This is a genomic window from Actinocrinis sp., assembly GCF_035650855.1.
Classification (GTDB): Bacteria; Actinomycetota; Actinomycetes; order Streptomycetales; family Catenulisporaceae; genus Actinocrinis.
Genome location: NZ_DASRGV010000288.1, coordinates 1 through 20,759 on the forward strand (window position 1 = coordinate 1; position 20,759 = coordinate 20,759).

The window sequence follows — 20,759 nt, forward strand, 5'->3', positions numbered from 1 at the left end:
CGAGGCGGCGATCGCGGCCTGCAGCGCGTACGGTCCGGGGGCCTGGCGCCGCGCCTTCGCCACGGCGTCGGCCTTGGCGAGCGCCGAGAACCCGCGCCGGATCAGCAGTTGATTCCACCGGCCGCGGTCCTGGTCGGCCAGCAGCACCACGCCGCCCTTCGCTCCGGTTCGGGCCGCGACGCGCGAGGCCTGGATCTCCAGCAGCGCGGTCAGGCCGTGTACTTCCGGCTCGGCCGGCATGAGGCCGGACAGGACCCGGGCCAACCGCAGCGCTTCCTCGCACAATGCCGGGCGCATCCAGTCGTCTCCGGCCGTAGCGGAATAGCCCTCGTTGAAGATGAGGTAGACGACCTCGAGCACCGAAGCCAGCCGCTCGGCCAGCTGCGCGCCGGCGGGGACCTCGAACGGCACCTGCTTCTGCGCGAGCAGGCGTTTGGCGCGGACGATGCGCTGCGCGATCGTCGGCTCGGGAACGAGGTACGCCCGGCCGATGTCCGCCGTGCTCAGGCCGCCGAGCAGGCGCAGCGTCAGTGCGACGCGCGCCTGCGGGGCGAGCACCGGATGGCAGGCGGTGAACACGAGGCGGAGCAGGTCGTCCTCGATCGCGTCTGGCTCCGGCTCGTCGGCGTCGAGGTCCGCGCCGATCAGTTCGAGCTTGCGCGCGTACGTCTGGTCGCGGCGGATCAGGTCGACGGCTCGGCGCTTGCCGATGGTCATCAGCCAGGCGCCGGGATTGCGCGGCACGCCCTCGCCGGGCCACTGCTCAAGTGCCGCGACCAGCGCGTCCTGGGCCAGATCCTCGGCCAGCGCGAGGTCGCCGACGATGCGGGCCAGCCCCGCGATCAGCCGCGGCGCCTCGATGCGCCACACGGCTTCGACCGCACGCCTGGCCCGCTCGTCGGTTTGGTTCACGCCCCCATCTCACCGCCGCGGCGACGCCCGCGCAAAACTCCGGGCGGCCGCATGCGCGGACGGGCCAGCGCCGAGGCTACGCCGCCTCCTGCACCTCGCGGATCTCCAGCGCGATCTCCCACTGGTCGCCGTGAATGGCCAGGAACCGCTTCCCCCACTCGATCGCCTCCTCCTTCGACCGGCACTGCGTCAGCGCGTAGCCGCCGACGAACTCCTTGGCCTCGGTGAACGGCCCGTCGATCACGGTCAGCTTCCCGCCGGAAAGCTGCACCCGGGTCGACTCCTCAAGCGGCGCCAGGCCCGCGGTGTCCAGCAGCACGCCGGCCTTGGTCATCTCCTCGATCAGCTTGCCCATCTCGGTCATCAGCTCTTCGCTGGGGCCGCCCTCGGGCACGCCGGCAGGGTCGATCTTGATCAGGGACATGTAACGCATGGTGGTTCCTTCCGTTTCCGGTTCGCTCACGAGTCGGGTTCGGGGCGCCTCGCGCCCTTTCCATCTAGGCGTCGATCGGGACGGGCCGCACTTCGACATCGGCTTCAAGATTTTTTCGGCCGCCCCCGCGCCCGTCCGATCCCGTATGCTGGACACGTGGCTTCGGTAGTCGTGACGTACCGATTTACCGGCCCCTGGTCCCGTCCGGGAACCGCAGGGGTCGCGCTTCGCCACGTCTCGGCCGCTTCAGGCCGCTAGCGACTTCCACCGGGTTAGGCCCGACGGACCAGGGGTTTCCCCGACCGTCCCCCCAACCCGACAGGAAGTCCCTTCGTGAACCCCTTGCTTTCGCAGTCCTCGCTCTCCGGCGACCAGCTCGCGCGCGACCTGACGATCCGTGACCTGTCCGACCCGGCTGAGGGTCCGCACGCCATTCAGCTTGTGCTTGACCGTGCGGTACGCGCCCTCGCCGATGCGTGGGGCTGCGAGGTTCGCTGGTGTCGCGGTGACCGCATCGTGCCGATCACCGACAACTACGACGCCCTTGGCTACGACCCGAGCGACGTAACGCGCGATGCCCGGTATACGCGCTACGTCGACGAACATCGAATGCTGCGTAGCCACTCAAGCGCCCTCGTCCCGGCGGCGTTGCGCGCGTTAACCGCCAGCCCCGCCGACGACGTACTTCTCGTCTGCCCTGGCATCGTCTACCGACGCGATTCGATCGACCGGCTGCACACGGGCACACCGCACCAGGTGGACCTCTGGCGCATTAGCCGTCAGACGCCGCGCCTCGGCGACGCCGATCTGCGCGAGATGATCGAGCTGATCCTCCAGGCGCTTCTCCCCGGAGCCGAGCATCGCCTCGAATCGCGCGTGCACCCTTACACGCTCAACGGCCAGCAGGCGGATGTGCTCGTCGACGGCGAGTGGATCGAGGTTGGCGAGGGAGGTCTCGCGCATCCCGACGTCCTCGCCCGCGCCGGACTCGACGGCTCGTACTCCGGTCTCGCCCTCGGCCCCGGACTCGACAGGCTGTTGATGCTGGTGAAGGGCGTGCCGGACATCCGGCTGCTGCGCGCGACCGATCCGCGGATCGCCGGACAGATGCTCGACCTTGAGCCGTACCGTGCCGTCTCCGCGATGCCGCCGATCCGCCGCGACCTTTCCGTCGCCGTGGACGGAGGCGACACCGCCGAGGATCTGGGCGACCGGATCCGCGACGCCCTCGGCCCGGACGCCGCGAAGGTCGAGTCGGTGCAGATCCTCTCGCGCACGCCGCTGGCCGCGCTGCCCGCGGCCGCCCGCGACCGATTGGGTGCGCGCGAGGACCAGGACAACGTGCTGGTCCGCGTCGTGCTGCGGGATCTGGAGCGCACGCTGACCGACCACGACGCGAACGTGCTGCGCGACCGGGTATACGCGGCCGTACATCGCGGCACGGTTCATCAGTGGGCCGCGAAGCCGCAAGCCGCCGGCTCGCCGACGCGGCGCGGCTGGTAATCCGGAACCGTCACCCCCGGGACCGTTAATCCAACCTGCCGGCTATCGGCCGCTGACCAGGAAAGATAACGATCCCATCACTCACTCCGTTCTCATGCTCGCCTCATCCCCTGGTCAAGGGGAGGCCGGAGAGTCGTCGCGACCATCACTTCGACCCACCGAGCCCCAAGGACGCTTGATGTTCTTCACCTACCTGACCAGGGAGCTGCGCAGACGAGGGCGGCAGGCGTTCGTGATCGCGCTCGGCCTGGCCCTGGGCATCGGCCTGACGATCACGGTGACTGCCGCCTCGGCCGGCGTCAACGCGGCGCAGAAGACCGTGCTGCACTCGCTCTACGGCGTCGGCACCGACATGACCGTGACCAGCGCCGCCGCCGCGAACAACGGCCAGCGCTCGTTCAGCTTCCGCGGCCCCGACGCCGGCTCGACGACCGGCACCAAGTCGTCGACCACGACCTCGGACAACCTCACCCTCTCCCCCGGCACCACCGCGATCACCTCGGCCACGCTCGCCAAGATCAAGAACGTGTCCGGGGTGTCCACGGCGGTCGGCTCGCTGGCGCTCAACGACTTCAACATCAGCACCACGGTTACCCAGCAGGTCACCCAGCAGCCGGGCACTAACTCCGGCGGGAACGCCGAACGCGGGGGCAGCGGCTCGAACGGCGGACCGGCGTTCGGCGGACCGGCCGCAGGCGGCGGCAACTTCAACTCCACCTCGGTCACCGGCGTGGACACCTCGAACCTGACGGTGGGTCCGACCTCCACGCTCACGCTCGCCTCCGGCCGGATGCTCACCGCCGCGGACGCCAAGTCGTACGTCGCGGTGCTCACCCAGTCGTACGCCTCGTCCAAGAGCCTCAAGCTCGGCGGCACGATCACCCTCGGCGGCAAGAGCTTCAAGATCGTCGGCCTGGTCTCCGGCTCGACGTCGAGCAACGCGTACATCCCGCTCGGCATCGCGCAGACCCTCGCCAGCCAGACCGGAGCGGTGACCACGATCTACGTGAAGGCCGGGAACTCGACGCAGATCGACGCGGTCGCCGCCGCGATCAAGAAGGTGGACTCCACCGCGACCGTGACCACCTCGGCCGACCTGGCCAAGTCGGTCACCGGCTCGATCTCCTCGGCCGCCTCCCTCGCGAACAACCTGGGCCGGTGGCTCTCGATCGCGGTGCTGATCGCTGCGTTCGCGGTGGCCGCGCTGTTCACCATGTCTGCGGTAGGCCGGCGGGTGCGCGAGTTCGGCACGCTCAAGGCGCTGGGCTGGACCTCGCGCCGGGTGGTGCGCCAGGTGATGGGCGAGGCGATCGTCACCGGCCTGATCGGCGGCGCGCTCGGCATCGGCCTCGGCTTCGCGGCGGCATTCGCGATCGACAAGGTGGCGCCGAGCCTCACCGCGTCCACCGGCGGCATCACCAGCCCGACCGGCAACGGCCTGCCGAACGGCGGACCGGGCGGCGCGGGCGGTGGCGGCGGCTTCCGTCAAGCCGCGTCGCAGTCCGTGACCGTGCACCTGTCCGCGCCGGTGGCGTTCAACGTGCTGCTGCTCGCGGTGGCCCTGGCCGTGCTCGGCGGCCTGATCGCCGGCGGCTTCGGCGGCTGGCGCGCCTCCTCGCTGCGGCCGGCCGACGCCCTGCGCAAGGTCGCCTGACCCCACCCGCGAAAGAGGCCCCGATGTATGAAATCAGCGACCTGACCAAGCAGTACAAGCGCGGCAAGGAGACCATCAACGCCCTCAACGGCGTAAATGTCCTGATCCCGGACGGCGACATGCTCGCCATCCAAGGACCCACCGGCCACGGCAAGTCCACCCTGCTCCAACTGCTCGGCGGACTGGACCGCCCCACGTCCGGCAGCCTGCTCTTCGACGGCCGCGACATGGCCAAGCTCAACGAGATGCAGCTGACGAAGCTGCGCTCGCAGAACTTCGGCTACATCTTCCAGTCCTTCAACCTCATCCCGACCCTCACCGCCCAAGAGAACGTCGAGACAGCGCTGGTCCCGCTGAAGATCTCAGCGGCCGAACGCAAGGAGCGCGCGGCCCGCGCCCTGGCCGAGGTGGGCCTGGGCGATCGGGTCGGCCACCTGCAAGGCGAGCTGTCCGGCGGCCAGCAGCAACGCGTCGCCATCGCCCGCGCGCTGGTCAAGGAACCCAAGGTGATCATGGCCGACGAGCCCACCGGGAACCTGGACGAGGACACCCGCGACGAGATCTTCGGGTTGCTGGAGAAGCTCTGGCGGGAGCGCAACCTGACCGTGATCATGGTCACCCACGACTCGGCAATCGCGAACCGAGTCCCCCGGTTGGCCCAGATCAAGAACGGCAAGCTGACCATCAAGCGCGAGGCGCCGTCCGCCGTCACCTCCTGATCGGCGGCCACCGTCACCTTCCGACCATAGCGGCCGGGACGGGTCCCCACGACCCGTCCCGGCCGCCGCACATCCACCCTCACCCACCCCGTCGCCCTCCCCGCCCCCAACTCCCTCCCCCACCTTCCGCCCTCCCCCCCACCGCCAGGTATTTGTCCACGTCACATCCTTCTCTCACAGCTTTCTCATGAGAGATTGCGAGGGTGGGTCCAACGACGCGGGCGCCGCGCCAAATTCGCAAGTCCATGGAAAGCGCCTACCTACCCACCCGAACGAACCCCTGGAGCAGACATGTCCACGAACGAGCCGAACAGCCGGATCCTGGTCGTGGACGACGAACCCGCGGTGCGCGAGGCGCTGCGTGCGGGCCTGGAATTCGAGGGTTACGAGGTCACCATGGCCGCCGACGGGCTCGGCGCACTCGAGGCGATCGCCAAACAGGTTCCAGACGCAATCGTGCTGGACGTGATGATGCCGCGGATGGACGGGCTAACCGTCCTGCGCCGGCTCCGCTCGTTCAACGCCGCTCTGCCCGTGCTCCTGCTGACCGCTCGTGACACTGTCGGCGACCGGGTTACCGGACTGGACGTCGGTGCGGACGACTATCTCGCCAAGCCCTTCGACCTCGACGAGCTGTACGCACGGCTGCGTGCGTTACTTCGCCGCGGCGCGTTGCTGGCCGAGGCGTCGCAGCCGGCAATCGCTGACGAGGAGGTGCTCACGTACGCGGACCTGCGTATGGACGTGCTGACGCGTGAGGTCACGCGCGGCGAGCGCAGCATCGAGCTGACGCGCACCGAATTCAACCTGCTGGAGATGTTCCTGCGGCATCCCCGCCAGGTGCTGGCCCGCGATCAGCTGCTCTCGACGATCTGGGGCTTCGACTTCGGTCCGACGTCCAACTCTCTCGACGTGTACGTCATGTACCTGCGCCGCAAGACCGAGTCCGGCGGCGAATCGCGGCTGCTGCACACCGTCCGCGGTGTGGGTTACGTGCTGCGCGCTGACAGCAGCACCACTGCCGCCGTCAACAGTTCCGGAGCTCCGGGCGGCACCCCGTGACCCACCGGCACGCGCGCGGCTTCTTCCGGGGCCTCTCGCTGCGCGGCCGCTTCGCCCTGCTCTCCGCCGTCGCGGTTTCGGTGGCCATCATCGTCGCCGCCCTGGCCTCCTACTTCCTCGTCTCCGACCAGCTGAACAACCAGCTCAACCAGACCCTCACCCGGCTGCGTGAACCGAACGCCCACAACTTGACCGGCACCACGGCGGAGAAGCTGGCCCAGTTGTGCAGCGTCGGCTTCATGCGGTTCCCGGGCAGCGCGGATCAGGGCCCGGGTTCCGGCCCGGACTCCGGCCCGGGCCCGGGTTCCGGCGCCCCGTTCAACCAGGAGTTCGTCAGTGCGGACGGGCAGCACTGCGCCACCAACAGCCAGCTCCAGGTCGCCGTGTCAGACACGCAGAAGGCCGTGGCCGCCGGAATGGTGGAAGCCCTGCCGGGTCAGGGAGTCTCTTACGACACCTACTCGACCACCGGCGAGCATGTCAGGGTCTACACAATCTACGTCGGCGACAACATCGCGCTCTCGAGCATCGGCTCGCTGAGCGTCGTCGACTCCTCTCTCAGCAAACTCACCCTCTGGCTTGCGGCCGCCGCGGTCGGCGGAGTCGCGCTGGCGACCATCGCAGGACTCATCGTCGCGCGGTCCGCGGTCAAACCGGTGCGCAGGCTCACCCGCGCGGTCGAGCACGTGGCCAAGACCGAGGACCTGTCGATCAAACTGCCGGTCGAGGGAAGGGACGAGATCAACCGGCTCAGCGCGGCGTTCAACAAGATGACCAAGGCGCTGGCCACCTCGCGCGTCCGCCAGCACCAGCTGATCGCCGACGCAGGCCACGAACTGCGCACGCCGCTCACCTCGCTGCGCACCAACGTCGACCTCTTACTCCGCAGCGAACGCACCGGCCGAGAACTGCCGCCCGGACGCCGCGAGACGATGCTGGCGAGCGTCGACCAGCAGCTCCACGAACTCAGCGGCCTGGTGACCGACCTGCTCGAACTCTCCCGCGGCCAAGAGGGCAGCGCGCGGCGCACGATGCGCGTCGCGCTGCACGAAAGCGTCGGACGCGCGATCGAGCGGGCGAGACTGCGCGGCCCCGGCCTGTACTTCGACATCGAGGTCGAACCCTGGTACGTCCAAGGCGACCCGACGGCCCTGGACCGCGCGGTGGTCAACCTGCTGGACAACGCGGTCAAGTTCTCCCCGGCCGGCGGCACGGTGATGGTCCGGCTCAAGGGCGGCGAGTACGTCGTCGTCGATCAGGGCCCTGGCATCGACCCCTCCGACCTGCCCCACGTCTTCGAGCGGTTCTGGCGCTCCGACAGCGCCCGCTCCCTGCCCGGCTCCGGCCTCGGCCTCGCCATCGTCTCGCAGGTGGCCGAAGAGTCCGGCGGCAAGGTCAGCCTCCAGCCCGCACCCGGCGGCGGCACCGTGGCCCGGCTCTGGCTCCCCGGCGATCCGGGCGCAGCGTAGAACGCCCGACTGCGCCGCACCGCGAGACGTCGACCATCAGCCGGTGTGGCTGAAATCAAGAACCCAGCTCACGCGTGAGACCATGGCGCGACGAGCCAGCAACGCGCCCCGGTGATCTTTGGACGGACCCATGAGCACGCGCATCGCGTTCGTCGACGCTTTGAACGCGAAGGGACGCTGTGAGATCGCGTCGGCGCGGCTTGCCGAGAACGAGCCGGGTTATGACCCGCTCGTCCTGCTGCCTGAGGACGATTGGGAACCGCTCACTGCCGCGGATGTCGCGGCGCTGCGACCCGATGCAGACACGCCGGATAGTGCGGTGCACGAGGTGGTTCGGCTGCCGTTCGAGCCGGAAGAGCTGGCCCGGGTCCGGGAGCTCAGTGTCGAGTTCGATCTCGCTACCGGGAGTCAGTCCAGCCTGCTTGATCCCTTCGAGGGCCGGCACCCGAGTATCTTCCTCGGTCACACCGACAGCCTGGCGGGGCAACGTACTACGACAGTCGATCAGAGTGTGAATCGGCGTACCGGGATTCACCTCGACAACTGGGACAAGCTGCCGCTGCCGGAGCGTCACCACAGCCGACGGCGTCTCGCAGTCAACCTCGGGCCGGGCGATCGGTACGTGTTACTCGCGACCCTGGACGTGCGAGATCTGCACGCGGCGTACCCAATCGACGCACCATTCCCCCGTACCGGGCATGTTCGCGACTTCGTGCGCAAGGGCGGAAACCTGCGGTGCGTGCGCATCCGGTTCGGGCCGGGAGAGGGCTATGTCGCGCCTACAGAACTCGTGCCGCATGACGGCTCGACGCTCGGCATCGAGCAGCCGTCGCGCATCGCGTTCTGGCTGGGGAATTGGCCGAGAGATGTTTTTCCGGCCGCAGTGGCCTGACTCGTCCAACTCTGCAGCGCTGATTCCGCGCCGCATAGTCTGCGTTTCAGGTTCTTACCTCGGACGAAGCTTCGCGTCCTGCCGTCGGCTTCAGCGTTCCTTCCAGGCGCAGGTCCAGCGCGGTGTGCCGGCGGCCGGAGCCGGCGGTGCGGATGGCCTGGGCGAGGGCCCGTTCCGAGCCGATCAGGACCACCAGCTTCTTGGCGCGGGTGACCGCCGTGTAGAGCAGGTTGCGCTGGAGCATCGTCCACGCGCTGGTCGTTACGGGGATGACCACCGCGGGGTACTCAGAGCCCTGTGAACGGTGCACGGTGACCGCGTAGGCGTGCTGGAGTTCGTCGAGCTCTGCGAAGTCGTACGGGATCAGCTCGTCCTCGTCCGTGCGGACCGTGAGCTTCTGGTCGTCGTGCTCGATGGCGGTGACGATGCCGCCGGTGCCGTTGAAGACGCCGTTCGCGCCCTTGTCGTAGTTGTTGCGGATCTGGGTGACCTTGTCGCCGACGCGGAAGACCCGGCCGCCGAAGCGGCGTTCTGGTGCGCCGTCGCGGTGCGGGGTGAGAGCCTGCTGGAGCAGCACGTTGAGGTTGCCGGCGCCGGCGGGTCCGCGGTGCATGGGGGCTAGTACCTGCACGTCGCGGCGCGGGTCGAGGCCGAAGCGGCGCGGGACCCGGGTGACCGCGAGGTCGACGACCAGGTCCGCGGCCTTCTCGGAGTCGTCCTCGGCGAACAGGTGGAAGTCCGGGAACTCGCGCAGCAGCAGCGGCTTACCTGCGTTGATGCGGTGTGCGTTGACGACCACGCCGGACTGCTGCGCCTGCCGGAACACCTGGGTGAGCCGGACGCGCGGGATCGGCTCGGCGTCGAGCAGGTCCCGCAGCACCTCGCCGGCCCCGACACTCGGCAGCTGGTCGACGTCGCCGACCAGCAGCAGGTGGGTGCCGGGCGCGATCGCCTTGGCGAGTTTGTTGGCGAGCAGGACGTCGAGCATGGACGCTTCGTCGACGACGACGAGGTCTGCTTCGAGCGGGCGGTCCTTGTCGTAGGCCGCGTCGCCGCCGGGCTTGAGTTCGAGCAGCCGGTGCACGGTCGCGGCCTCGGCACCGGTCAGCTCGGCCAGCCGTTTGGCGGCGCGGCCGGTCGGTGCGGCGAGCACGACCTTGGCCCGCTTGGCACGGGCGAGTTCCACGATGGAGCGGACGGTGAACGACTTGCCGCAGCCGGGACCGCCGGTGAGGACGGCGAGTCTGCTGGTGAGCGCGAGGCGGACGGCCTGTTCTTGTTCGGGGGCGAGGTCGTTGCCGGTGCGGGTGCGCAGCCAGCTCAGGGCTTTGTCCCAGTCGACCTGCCGGAACTGCGCGAGCTTGTCCTCCTCGGCGTTCTTCAGGCGCAGCAGTTGTGCCGCGAGTGACACCTCGGCGCGGTGGAAGGGCACGAGGTAGATCGCCTCGGTGTCGGACCACTCCCCCGGCAGCGTCTCGCGCACGGCGCCCTCCGCCGCGATCAGCTCCTCGAGGCAGGATTCGCAGAGCGCTGCGTCCACGGTGAGGATTTTGACGGCGGCCTCGATCAGTTTCTCGCGCGGCAGGAAGCAGTTTCCGGCGTCGGAGCCCTGAGAGAGGGTGTATTGGAGACCTGCCTTCACCCGCTCCGGCGAGTCGTGCGGGATGCCGACGGCCTTCGCGATGGCGTCCGCGGTCTTGAACCCGATGCCCCATACGTCCGATGCCAGCTTGTAGGGCTCTGATTTGACAACGTCGATCGCCGTGTCGCCGTACTCCTTGTAGATGCGTACCGCGATGGACGTGGTCACGCCGACGGACTGGAGGAAGACCATCACTTCCTTGATGGCCTTCTGCTCGACCCACGCGTCCGCGATCAGCTTCGTGCGCTTCGGGCCGAGTGTCGGCACCTCGACCAGGCGCTGCGGGTCGGTCTCGATGATCGTGAGAGTGTCGGTACCGAAGTGTTCGACGATGCGTTCCGCGAGCTTCGGCCCGATGCCTTTGATGAGCCCGGAGCCGAGGTAGCGCTGGATGCCCTGGATCGTCGCGGGCAGGACCGTCGTGTAGTTCTCGACGTGAAACTGCCGGCCGTACTGCGCATGCGAGCCCCAGCGGCCGCGCATCCGCAGCGACTCGCCGGGCTGGGCACCGAGCAACGCGCCGACGACGGTCAGCAGGTCGGCGGAGCCGCGCCCGGTGTCCACGCGGGCGACCGTGTAACCGGTCTCCTCGTTGGCGTAGGTGATGCGCTCAAGTACGCCTTCGAGCACGGCGAGATGGAAGTTCGGGCTCTCGCCCTCAGCCTCCGCATCCTTAGTCGCCGCCATGACCGCAGCTTATCGGGCGGATACGACAGGCCGGCCCGGAACATGCGGGTTCCGGGCCGGGGCTGTGGACAGCGCGTCGAGCGCTGATCAGGTGGTGCCGGCGGAGGAGGAGCCTGCGGCGGTGCTGCTGCTCGTCGCGGAGGTCAGGTCGTACACGGTCACGCCGCCCACCGTCTGCGCGGTGAAGTTCGACCTGACCCAGTTCGCGATCTCGGCGGCGCTGGAGCTCGAGCCGCCGGTCGAGCCGGAGATGTAGTAGTGGATCTTTCCTTCCTTCACGTACTGCTCGAACTGGGCCAGCGTCGGCGTCGGGTCGGTGCCGTTGAACCCGCCGATGGCCATCACCGGATCGCCGCTGGCCAGCTGGTAGCTCGCGGCGTTGTTGGAGCCGACGGTCGCGGCGATCCAGGTGTACTTGCCGGAATTCGCCTGGAGCAGCTGGGTCAGTGCGGAGCTGACGGTCGAGCCGTTCAGCAGGCCGCCGATTCCGCCCAACCCGCCGCCGGCAGCGCCGCCGCCGGTAGCGCTACCGCCGGGACCACCCATGCCGCGGAAGCCGCCGAAGCCCTGGGAGGTGCCGCCTTGGGAGGTGCCGCCCTGGGCGAACGGGGAGCCCTGGGTTTGACCGGTGCCGGGACCGCCGAAGTTGCCGCCACCTGGACCGCCGAAGCCGCCCCGGCCGCCACCACCGCCCGGTCCGCCGAACCCGCCAGCCACCGCAGGACCGGCGCTCGGGATCGCTCCGGTGTGCGCCGTGTTGACGGTGTCCAGCGTGTACGCGGTCGGCCCGAGCAGCAGCGCTACCAGTCCGGCTGCGCCTGCCCAACGCACGACCGTCTTCGGCGTCCGGGCGGCCAGCGCGATGACGCCGGCCGCTGCGAGGCCGCCGATCAGCACGACGTAACGCAGCCAGGGCACGTATTCAGGCGTCCGGTTCAGCAGGACATACGACCACACCGCGCCGACCGCGATCGCGGCTCCGAGCGCCACGGCCGCCTTGTCGTTCGCCCGGCGCCGCCAGAGGATCATCGCGCCGATGCCGACCACCGCGCCGATCGCCGGGGCGAGCGCGACCGTGTAGTACGGATGGAAGATCCCTGCCATGTAGGAGAACACCGCGCCGGTCAGCACCAGCCAGCCGCCCCACAGCAGCAGCGCCGCGCGTTCCGGGTCCGTCCGCCGCGCGCGCCGGGTCGCCCAGAGCCCGAACCCGAGCAGCACCAGCGCCGTCGGCAGCAGCCAGGCGATCTGCGAGCCGACCTCCGAGCCGAACATCCTGGTCCAGCCGGTCGCGCCCCAGCCGCCGCCCCCGCCGACCGAGCCGGTCTCGTCGCCGGTGATCCGGCCGAAGCCGTTGTAGCCGAAGGTGAGCGAGAGGAAGTCGTTGTCCTGCGACCCGCCGATGTACGGCCGGTCGGCGGCCGGGATCAGCTCCACGACGGCGACCCACCAGCCGCCCGCCACCACCATCGCCAGCGTCGCGACGCCGATCTGCCTGATCCGCCGCCACAGCGTCGTCGGCGCGGCGACAACGTACACCAGCGCGAACGCGGGCAGCACCAGGAATGCCTGCAGCGTCTTGGTCAGGAAGGCGAAGCCGATGCACGCGCCGGCCAGCGCGAGCCAGCGGGTCTGCGCCCGCGCCGATTCGACGCTCGTGACCGCGCGCACGACGCAGTACGCCCCGAGGGTCATCAGCAGCACGAGCAACGCGTCCGGGTTGTTGAACCGGAACATCAGCGCGGCGACCGGGGTGACCGCCAGCACCGCGCCTGCGATGAGCCCGGCCGCATGCCCCGAGGTGCGCCGCACCGCCGCGTACAGCACGCCGACCGCCGCGACCCCTTCGAGCGCCTGCGGCAGCAGGATGGCGAAGGAGTTCACGCCGAACAGCCGCGCGGACAGCTCCATCAGCCAGAGCGAGGCAGGCGGTTTGTCGACGGTGATGAAGTTCGAGGCGTCCGAGGAGCCGAAGAAGAACGCCTTCCAGCTCTTCGTGCCCGCCTGGACCGCCGCCGAGTAGAACGGATTCGCCCACCCGGACACCGAAAGGTTCCACAGATAGAGCGCGGCGGTCGCGGCGAGCAGTATCAATACGGCTCTTCGCTCCCAGGGGAAGCGTTTGGGCGGCCGGGCGCCTTGCGTCGCTAGGTTCGCGCTGTGCTCCAGAGTCGCTGTCATGGCGTCCACGCTGCATCACCGCGATGAGCGGTTCATGAGACGTGCGTGGGATCCGGTTTCGAACCGCGCAAAATCGAATTGACGGGTGTCGCGTTCGAAACCAGGGTGGGGTCCCTTCCCCCCCACTGAACCCGTGTAGGACGGTATGACGTCGAGCCTCGCCGTCCGGATCAGGCTCCTGAAGCTGCTGCCGGACGCCGGATACCCGATCACCACGCTGTACACCGCGCAACTGGTCGTCAGCGTGCTGCTGCCTGCCGCCACTGCGCTCGCCACCGCCGGCGTTGTCAGCCGTATCGAGGCGCACGCCGGACAGCCGGGGGCGTTCTCGTACGCCGTGCCACCGCTGATCTTCCTCGCCGCCACCCTGGTGGGCGCGCAGCTCATCGCGGCCGCGCACTGGCCTGTGCTCGACGTGGTGTATTCGCGGATCAACGCGACCCACCGGGAGCGGCTGGCCCTGCTCGCGCTCGGCACGCCGACCATCACCGAGCTGGAGCGGCCGCACGTGCAGGACCTGATCAAAGCAGCCTCGGCGGAGTCAACCACCTGGGTCGAGAAGACCCCGGCCGACGGGGCGCTCAGCCAATTGCAGCTGATGCTGCGCTACGTGGGCATGGCCGCCTCCGCGCTCGTCATCGCCCGCTTCTCCTGGTGGCTGGTGCCGGTGATCGTGGCGCCGGCCTTCGCGGTGCGGGCGCTGGGCCGGCGCGAATGGCTCGCCCACTTCCGGGTCTGGCGGCGCGGCCTGGCCGAGAACCGGCAGTTCAAGTACTGGGGGAAGGTCGCCACCTCGCCGTCGGAGGGCAAGGAACTGCGCATCTTCGGCCTGGAGGGCTGGCTCGTCAGCCGCGGTCAGCGGCACATGCACGCGCACCTCGACCCGGTCTGGGCCAGCCACCACAAGGTGGCCCGCTCGAAGTGGCTGATCGCGGTCCTCACCTTCGCGCCGCTGGCCGTGGTGTTCGCCGGGGTCGGCCTCGCGACGGCGCACGGGCACGGCACGCTCGCCGCAGAGACCGTGGTGCTCACGTCCGCCTGGTCCGTCTTCGCGGCGATCGGCGGAACCTACGACGCGATGGCGATCGAGGGCGCCACGCCGGTGATGGAAGCCTACGAAGAGCTTGAGCGGATTCTCGCGATGCCGCTCGCGTCCGCCTCCGCCGCCTCTGCGCCTGCCCTTCCCGCTCCTTCCGCCTCCGCCCCCGCCGCGCCGGACGGCCACCCGGCGCCTCTGGTCCGCTTCGAGTCGGTCGGCTTCACCTATCCCGATACGACGCGCAAGATCCTCGACGGCCTTAGCTTCGAGATCCGGCCCGGCGAGTTGCTCGCGGTGGTCGGGTTGAACGGCGCGGGCAAGTCCACCATGACCAAGATCCTGTCCGGGCTCTACCAGCCCACCGAGGGCCGGGTCACCGCCGACGGCGTCGACATCGAGGAACTCGGCTACGCCGCGTGGCGCCGGCAGCTGTCCGTCGTCTTCCAGGACTTCGTGAAGTATCCGCTGACCGCCCGCGAGAACGTGCTGCTCGGCGTCGGCGCGGTCGACGCCCCCGCGGCGCAGGACGTGCTGGAGGGCGCCGCACGCGACTCCGGCCTCGTCGACGTGCTCGAACGGCTCCCGCTCGGCTGGGACACGCCGCTATCCAAGTCGCGGGAGAGCGGCGTCGACCTGTCCGGCGGGCAGTGGCAACAAGTCGTGCTCGCCCGCGCGCTCTACGCGGTGCGGACCGGCGCGCGCATTCTCGTCCTGGACGAGCCGACGGCGCACCTCGACGTGCGCACCGAGTTCGAGGTCTTCCAGCGTCTGGCCAACGCGGCCGGCGAGGTCAGCGTGGTGCTGATCTCGCACCGCCTCTCCACGGTCCGCCAGGCGGACCGCATCGTGCTGCTCGACGGCGGCCGGACCGTCGAATCCGGCTCGCACGACGAGCTGATCGCGCTCGGCGGCCGGTACGCCGAGATGTTCGCCATCCAGGCCGAGCGCTTCGTGCGCGGCTACCAGGACGTCCTGGAAGAGGGAGAGCTGCTGTGACCGCCGATTCGACGACAGCCGGATCCGGCGACGTCTCCGGCCCGGATCTGCGAGCCGGGCTGGCGCTCTGGCGCGAGCTGATGCGGGCGAGCTGGCAGCAGAGCAAGGTGCTGTACTTCACCGTGATCGGCGCGCTCGTCCTGGACACCTGCGCCATCGCGCTCATCGGCGTCGGCCTGCGCGCCGTCGTCTCCGGCTCGGTGCACCACGCCGCCACGGCCGTCGTCGTCGGGGCGCTCGGCGCGGCGCTGGCTTACACGGTGAACCTGTGCATCGGCGAGATCGGCGGCATGATGCGCATCGAACTGGCCGAGGTGGTCGCGATGCGGCGGATCGTGCCCGAGGTGCGCCGCGGCGCGATCGGCATCGAGACCGTCGACCACCTCGAGCGCTCCGCCTACCTCGACCGGCTCACCCTGGTCGAGGACAACGCCTGGGGCATCGTCGACTCGGCCTGGGCGGCGGTCGAGGCGGTCGGCTTCATCGCCCGGCTCGCGCTCACCCTCGGCCTGCTCGGCAGCGTCAGCCCGCTGCTCTTCCTGATCCTGGCCGCCGGGGCGATCCCGGTGCTCTTCGAGCGGCGCGGCCGGATGGGCGTCAAGGCGGCGGAGGTCGCCCGCTCGGCCGACCGCAGGCTGCAGCGGGACCTGTTCGAGCTGGCCGTCTCCCCGGCCGCCGGCAAGGAACTGCGGGTCACCGGCGCCGGGCCCGACCTCGTGCGCCGCCAGCGCGCGGCCGCGGACCGGGCCGAGGCGATCTGGATCAGGGCCCGCATCCGCGCGGCGGGGTGGAAGGCGGCCGGCTGGTGCCTGTTCTCGCTCTGCTTCGTCAGCGGGCTCACGGTCGTCGTGCACAGCGCCGCGAACGACCCGGCGCGCATCGGCGACATCGTGCTCACGGTCACGGTAGGCACGCAGCTGCGGATGATCGTCGAGCAGGCCGTCCGGCGCTCGGCGGACACCGGTGGATATACGCGCCTGCTGCGCCCTTTCCGCTGGCTGCGCCGCTACCGGGACGATCAGCGCGCGCTGGCCGGCCCGGGCCTGCAACCGCCGGCCCGCCTCGCGTCCGGCATCACCTTCGACCGTGTCACCTTCAGCTATCCGGGCACCGATCGGGCCGCACTGCGCGACCTGACGGTCCATCTGCCCGCCGGGTCGGTGGTCGCCGTGGTCGGCGAGTACGGCTCCGGCAAGACGACGCTCGTCAAGCTCGTGACCAAGCTCTACCGCCCGGACAGCGGCCGCATCCTCGTCGACGGCACTGACCTCGCCGATCTGGACACGGCGGCCTGGCGGTCCGTCACCAGCGCCGCGTTCCAGGACTTCGGCCGGTATCACACCTCGTTCGCCGAGGCCGTCGGGTTCGGTGACATCGCAGCCGTCGACGACCTCACCCGCATCCGACGCGCCGTCAGCGACGCCGACGCGGAGGCACTGGTGCGCCGCCTGCCCGACGGCCTGGACACCCGGCTCGGCCGGCAGTTCGGCGGCGTCGAGGTCTCCGAGGGCCAGTGGCAGAAGATCGCGCTGGCCCGCGCCTCCATGCGCCCGGCGCCGCTGCTGTTCGTCCTCGACGAGCCCACGGCCTCGCTCGACGCGCCGAGCGAGCACGCGATCTTCGAGCGCTACATGCGGCGGGCTCGCGAGGTCGCCGAGCACTCCGGCGGCATCACCCTGGTGGTCTCGCACCGCTTCTCCACGGTCGCCGGAGCGGACCTGATCCTGGTCATGGAGGGCGGCCGGCTGGCCGAGCACGGCACCCACGAGCGGCTGCTCGCCGCCGACGCCCGCTATGCCTCGCTTTACTCCCTCCAGGCGACCGCTTACTCCGATTAACCGCCGAGATTCCCAACTTCCACCCGTTCGGCCCAATTCAGCAGGTAAAAGCAGCCATCGGACCGCCTTTCGTGAAACTTTCAGAGGCAGGAGGCCGCCGCCGGCCCGCCCCTCGCCTGATCTCGCGACCACCGGACGGGTTGGCCGAATCGTTACCGGGTTGATCCACCAGTAACGCTGGACGGGACAACAAAAGCAAGGTTGCATCTCAGGTGTCGTTTCTCGGGCCGAGTCAACGACTTTCCTGAGGACGCACCGGTAATCAGCGAGTCAGGGATCGAGGACGATGATGTTCACAAGCTCTGGCACACGGGGGCTCACGACCCGGAGCCACGACGATCGCAAGCGGTCGCGGACCAAGCGCCGCGTATTGCTGACCGCCGCCGCCTCCGCTTCATTGTTAGCGGCCGCATGCAGTAGCAGTTCCAAGGGCGCGCAGGCCGTTCCGACCCTCACCGGAGACTGCGCGCAGTACCAGGCCTACGCGGGCCACTCCGGCACCACGGTCACGATGTTCGCCTCGATCATCAGCCCCGAGTCGGACTCTCTGCAGAAGTCCTGGGCGCAGTTCTCCCAGTGCACCGGCATCAAGATCTCGTACGAGGGCTCCAACGACTTCGAGTCGCAGCTGGCGGTCCGCGTCTCCGGCGGCAACGCGCCGGACCTCGCGGTCATCCCGCAGCCCGGCCTGCTGGCCCAGATGGTCAAGACGCACAAGGTGGTCAAGCCGCCGGCGGAGACCGTCTCGAACGAGAACAACTGGGCGCCGATCTGGAAGCAGTACGCCACCGTCAACGGCACCTTCTACGCCGCGCCGATGAGCGCGAACATGAAGTCGCTGGTCTGGTACTCGCCCAAGGCGTTCAAGGCGGCCGGCTACACCGTGCCGACCACCTGGGACGATCTGATGTCGCTGTCCGCGAAGATCGCGGCCGCGGGCAAGGGCAAGCCGTGGTGCGGCGGGATCAGCTCGGGCACCGCGACCGGCTGGCCGGCCACCGACTGGCTCGAGGAGATCGTGCTCGGCAAGGACGGCGGCCAGGTTTACGACGACTGGGTCAGCCACAAGATCAAGTTCTCCGACCCGCAGATCCAGTCCGCCATGCAGACCGTGGCCGGCTGGATGCAGAACCCGGCGTGGGTCAACGGCGGCTTCGGCGACGTCAAGACCATCGCGACCACCACGTTCCAGGACGCGGGCAAGCCGATCCTCAAGGGCCAGTGCTGGATGCTGCAGCAAGCCTCCTTCTACGAGGCCCAGTGGCCCACCGGCACCAACGTCGGTCCGGACGGTGACGCGTTCGCGTTCTACCTGCCGGCCGCCGGCAACACCCAGACCCCGGTCGAGGGCGGCGGCGAGTTCGTGACCGCGTTCTCCTCGCGGCCCGAGGTTCAGGCCGTGCAGAACTACCTGTCCACCCCGCAGTGGGCCGACTCGCGCATCAAGGTCGCCCCGGGTTGGGTCTCGGCCAACGAGAAGGTCGATCAGACCCTGTACACCGACCCGATCGACAAGCTGTCCGCGAAGTACCTGACCGACCCGAACGCCACGTTCCGGTTCGACGCCTCCGACCTGATGCCCGCCGCCGTCGGCGCGGGACAGGAGTGGAAGTCGTTCACCGCCTGGTTCGGCCAGGGCCAGAGCATCCAGCAGGTCGCTTCCGACATCGACGGCGCTTGGCCCAGCTCGTGACGTACGGCTCAACCAGTAGTGCCTCGTCCGGCCTCCGCACCTCGGAGGCCGGATGATGGCCGCGCAGACGCAGGTAATCCTTGCGAGCACCGCGAGCGACGCCTTCTCGAAGCTGGGCCAGACCGGTGAAGCACTGCTGGTCTTCTTCGGCATCGGGCTGATCATCTTCGTCGCGGCCGGCCGGGCGACCGGCCGGCTGCACCGGCCGCTGACCATCGTGGTGCTGCTCGGCCCCGCGCTGGTCCTGCTGGCCGTCGGGCTGGTCATCCCGGCGATCCGCACGATCTACCTGAGCTTCTACAGCGACGACTCCTCCACCTTCGTCGGCGGGAAGAACTTCGGCTGGGCCTTCACCAACGGCTCGGCGCAGCAGGCACTGCTCAACACCCTGCTGTGGATCCTGATCGCGCCGATCGTGGCCACCGCGCTCGGGCTGCTGCTCGCCGTCCTGGTCGACCGGATCAAGTTCCAGGCGGTGTACAAGTCGCTGATCTTCATGCCGATGGCGATCTCGTTCGTCGGCGCGTCGATCATCTGGAAGTTCGTCTACGACTACCGGGCACCCGGGCAGCCGCAGACGGGACTGCTCAGCCAGGTCGTGATCAAGCTGGGCTGGAGCAATCCGCCCAACTGGATCCTGAGCCATCCGCTGAACAACTTCCTGCTGATGGTGATCATGATCTGGTCGCAGACCGGGTTCGCGATGGTGGTGCTCTCGGCCGCGATCAAGGCGATCCCGGACGACATCATCGACGCGGCGAAGGTGGACGGCGCGCGCGGCCTGGCGATGGCGTTCCGGATCACCTTCCCGATGATCCGCAGCACCCTGATCGTGGTGCTGACCACGGTCATGATCATCACCCTGAAGCTGTTCGACATCATCCGCACGATGACCGGCGGCAACTTCGGGACCGAGGTGCTGGCCAACGACATGTACTCGCAGACCTTCGTGAACTTCGACACCGGCAAGGGCAGCGCGCTCGCGGTCATCCTGTTCGCCGGAGTCCTTCCGCTGGTCGCGTACAACATCGTGCTGCTGCGCAGGGAAAGGCAGATCCGGTGAGTACCCCCGCCGAAGTCGTCTCCCCGATCAAGACCGCTCCGACCGGGCCGGCGGTGAAGGCGGTGCGCCGCTCCTTCTCCTCCCCGATCGCCACCGTGCTCGTCCTGGTGCTCACGGTGCTGTGGACGGTGCCGACCTTCGGGTTGTTCGTGGCCTCGTTCCGGCCGGGCGGGGCCTCGGCCACCTCCGGCTGGTGGACCGCGTTCGCGCACCCGCACCTGACCGTCTCGAACTACGACACGGTGCTCTTCCAGAGCGCCAACTTCGGCGGCTCGAGCGGCATCATGCCGTTCCTGGTCAACTCCCTCGCCATCACCATCCCGGGCACGCTGTTCCCGCTGACGATCGCCGCAATGGCGGCGTACGTGCTGGCGTGGGTGAAGTTCCGGGGCAGCGACGCGCTGTTCTTCTTCATCTTCGCGCTGCAGGTGGTGCCGCTGCAGCTGGCGCTGGTGCCGCTGCTCCAGCTGTTCTCCGGCGGAGCGCACATCGGCACCGTGGCACTCGTCCCGGCGCTGAACGTCAGCGGCACCTACGTGTCGCTGTGGACGGCGCACACGATGTTCGCGCTGCCGCTGGCGGTGTACCTGCTGCACAACTTCATCGCGCAGCTGCCGCGGGACCTGATCGAGGCCGGTCTGGTCGACGGAGCCAACCACTTCCGGGTGTTCCGCACGATCGTGCTGCCACTGGCGACCCCGGCCCTGGCCGCGTTCGCCATCTTCCAGTTCCTGTGGGTGTGGAACGACCTGCTGGTCGGCCTGACCTTCGCGGGAGGCACGCCGCAGGTGGAACCGCTCACCGTGCGGCTCTCCCAGATGGTCGGCTCCTTCGGCGGGCGCTGGGAGCTGCTGACGGCGGGCGCGTTCGTGTCCATCGTCATCCCGCTCGCGGTGTTCTTCTCGCTTCAGCGCTACTTCGTGCGCGGCCTGCTGGCTGGCTCGGTGAAGGGCTGATCTGAGGCAGGCGGCCGGGA

Annotated in this window: 15 protein-coding genes; 11 read left to right on the plus strand and 4 right to left on the minus strand. The window is 69.3% G+C overall.

The window, feature by feature from the left end; genetic code table 11:
• Both VFB40_RS20430 and VFB40_RS20435 read right to left on the minus strand, forming a co-directional pair.
• Window positions 1–912, minus strand: a 912-nt coding sequence (locus VFB40_RS20430; RefSeq protein WP_324853059.1) for an RNA polymerase sigma factor, incomplete at its 3' end; no start/stop codon positions are given.
• 76 nt (window positions 913–988) lie between these two features.
• Complete coding sequence (locus VFB40_RS20435) at window positions 989–1,345, minus strand: YciI family protein (protein WP_324853061.1); 357 nt, start codon at window positions 1,343–1,345, stop codon at window positions 989–991.
• 333 nt (window positions 1,346–1,678) lie between these two features.
• Here VFB40_RS20435 and srmL point away from each other — a divergent pair, with 333 nt between their 5' ends.
• The 6 genes from srmL (at window position 1,679) to VFB40_RS20465 (ending at window position 8,644) form a co-directional block, all read left to right on the plus strand.
• Window positions 1,679–2,848, plus strand: a complete 1,170-nt coding sequence (gene srmL, locus VFB40_RS20440; RefSeq protein ID WP_324853064.1) for a PheS-related mystery ligase SrmL — start codon at window positions 1,679–1,681, stop codon at window positions 2,846–2,848.
• A gap of 178 nt (window positions 2,849–3,026) precedes the next feature.
• Window positions 3,027–4,502 (plus strand): ABC transporter permease, encoded by a 1,476-nt coding sequence (locus VFB40_RS20445; RefSeq protein WP_324853066.1) that lies wholly within the window; start codon window positions 3,027–3,029, stop codon window positions 4,500–4,502.
• 23 nt (window positions 4,503–4,525) lie between these two features.
• Window positions 4,526–5,221, plus strand: coding sequence for an ABC transporter ATP-binding protein (locus tag VFB40_RS20450; protein ID WP_324853068.1), 696 nt, complete (start codon window positions 4,526–4,528; stop codon window positions 5,219–5,221).
• A 291-nt stretch (window positions 5,222–5,512) separates the two neighbouring features.
• On the plus strand, window positions 5,513–6,283 hold the full coding sequence (locus VFB40_RS20455; protein WP_324853070.1) for a response regulator transcription factor: 771 nt from the start codon (window positions 5,513–5,515) through the stop codon (window positions 6,281–6,283).
• A complete protein-coding gene (locus VFB40_RS20460) occupies window positions 6,280–7,752 on the plus strand; it encodes a sensor histidine kinase (RefSeq protein ID WP_324853072.1) in 1,473 nt (490 codons plus the stop codon). Before VFB40_RS20455 ends, VFB40_RS20460 begins: the two co-directional genes overlap by 4 nt.
• A 130-nt stretch (window positions 7,753–7,882) precedes the next feature.
• A complete protein-coding gene (locus VFB40_RS20465; RefSeq protein WP_324853074.1) occupies window positions 7,883–8,644 on the plus strand; it encodes a hypothetical protein in 762 nt (253 codons plus the stop codon).
• A gap of 46 nt (window positions 8,645–8,690) precedes the next feature.
• Here VFB40_RS20465 and recD2 read toward each other — a convergent pair whose 3' ends face one another.
• Together recD2 and VFB40_RS20475 are read right to left on the minus strand one after the other, a co-directional pair.
• Window positions 8,691–10,973, minus strand: coding sequence for an SF1B family DNA helicase RecD2 (gene recD2 / locus VFB40_RS20470; protein WP_324853076.1), 2,283 nt, complete (start codon window positions 10,971–10,973; stop codon window positions 8,691–8,693).
• An 87-nt stretch (window positions 10,974–11,060) separates the two neighbouring features.
• A complete protein-coding gene (locus VFB40_RS20475) occupies window positions 11,061–13,154 on the minus strand; it encodes an ArnT family glycosyltransferase (RefSeq protein ID WP_324853078.1) in 2,094 nt (697 codons plus the stop codon).
• A 145-nt stretch (window positions 13,155–13,299) separates the two neighbouring features.
• On the opposite strand from VFB40_RS20475, the gene VFB40_RS20480 reads away from it, so the two are divergent.
• From VFB40_RS20480 to VFB40_RS20500, 5 genes are all read left to right on the plus strand, one after another.
• Window positions 13,300–15,189: an ABC transporter ATP-binding protein gene (locus tag VFB40_RS20480; protein ID WP_324853080.1), complete on the plus strand. Its 1,890-nt coding sequence runs from the start codon at window positions 13,300–13,302 to the stop codon at window positions 15,187–15,189.
• Window positions 15,186–17,027, plus strand: a complete 1,842-nt coding sequence (locus VFB40_RS20485) for an ABC transporter ATP-binding protein (protein WP_324853082.1) — start codon at window positions 15,186–15,188, stop codon at window positions 17,025–17,027. The genes VFB40_RS20480 and VFB40_RS20485 overlap by 4 nt, the downstream gene beginning before the upstream one ends.
• A gap of 397 nt (window positions 17,028–17,424) precedes the next feature.
• Window positions 17,425–18,720 carry an ABC transporter substrate-binding protein gene (locus VFB40_RS20490; protein ID WP_324853084.1) on the plus strand — a complete coding sequence of 432 codons (1,296 nt, stop codon included), beginning with the start codon at window positions 17,425–17,427 and terminating at the stop codon, window positions 18,718–18,720.
• A 55-nt stretch (window positions 18,721–18,775) separates the two neighbouring features.
• Complete coding sequence (locus tag VFB40_RS20495) at window positions 18,776–19,783, plus strand: carbohydrate ABC transporter permease (RefSeq protein ID WP_324853086.1); 1,008 nt, start codon at window positions 18,776–18,778, stop codon at window positions 19,781–19,783.
• Window positions 19,780–20,739 carry a carbohydrate ABC transporter permease gene (locus VFB40_RS20500; protein WP_324853088.1) on the plus strand — a complete coding sequence of 320 codons (960 nt, stop codon included), beginning with the start codon at window positions 19,780–19,782 and terminating at the stop codon, window positions 20,737–20,739. Before VFB40_RS20495 ends, VFB40_RS20500 begins: the two co-directional genes overlap by 4 nt.
• Window positions 20,740–20,759 lie beyond the last annotated feature (20 nt).

Coding starts and splice junctions, on each gene's coding strand:
- VFB40_RS20495 (WP_324853086.1), top strand. CDS start 18,776: ATGGCCGCGCAGACGCAGGTAATCCTTGCGAGCACCGCGAGCGACGCC.
- VFB40_RS20475 (WP_324853078.1), bottom strand. CDS start 13,154: ATGACAGCGACTCTGGAGCACAGCGCGAACCTAGCGACGCAAGGCGCC.
- recD2 (WP_324853076.1), bottom strand. CDS start 10,973: ATGGCGGCGACTAAGGATGCGGAGGCTGAGGGCGAGAGCCCGAACTTC.
- VFB40_RS20465 (WP_324853074.1), top strand. CDS start 7,883: ATGAGCACGCGCATCGCGTTCGTCGACGCTTTGAACGCGAAGGGACGC.
- VFB40_RS20445 (WP_324853066.1), top strand. CDS start 3,027: ATGTTCTTCACCTACCTGACCAGGGAGCTGCGCAGACGAGGGCGGCAG.
- VFB40_RS20450 (WP_324853068.1), top strand. CDS start 4,526: ATGTATGAAATCAGCGACCTGACCAAGCAGTACAAGCGCGGCAAGGAG.
- VFB40_RS20480 (WP_324853080.1), top strand. CDS start 13,300: ATGACGTCGAGCCTCGCCGTCCGGATCAGGCTCCTGAAGCTGCTGCCG.
- VFB40_RS20435 (WP_324853061.1), bottom strand. CDS start 1,345: ATGCGTTACATGTCCCTGATCAAGATCGACCCTGCCGGCGTGCCCGAG.
- VFB40_RS20455 (WP_324853070.1), top strand. CDS start 5,513: ATGTCCACGAACGAGCCGAACAGCCGGATCCTGGTCGTGGACGACGAA.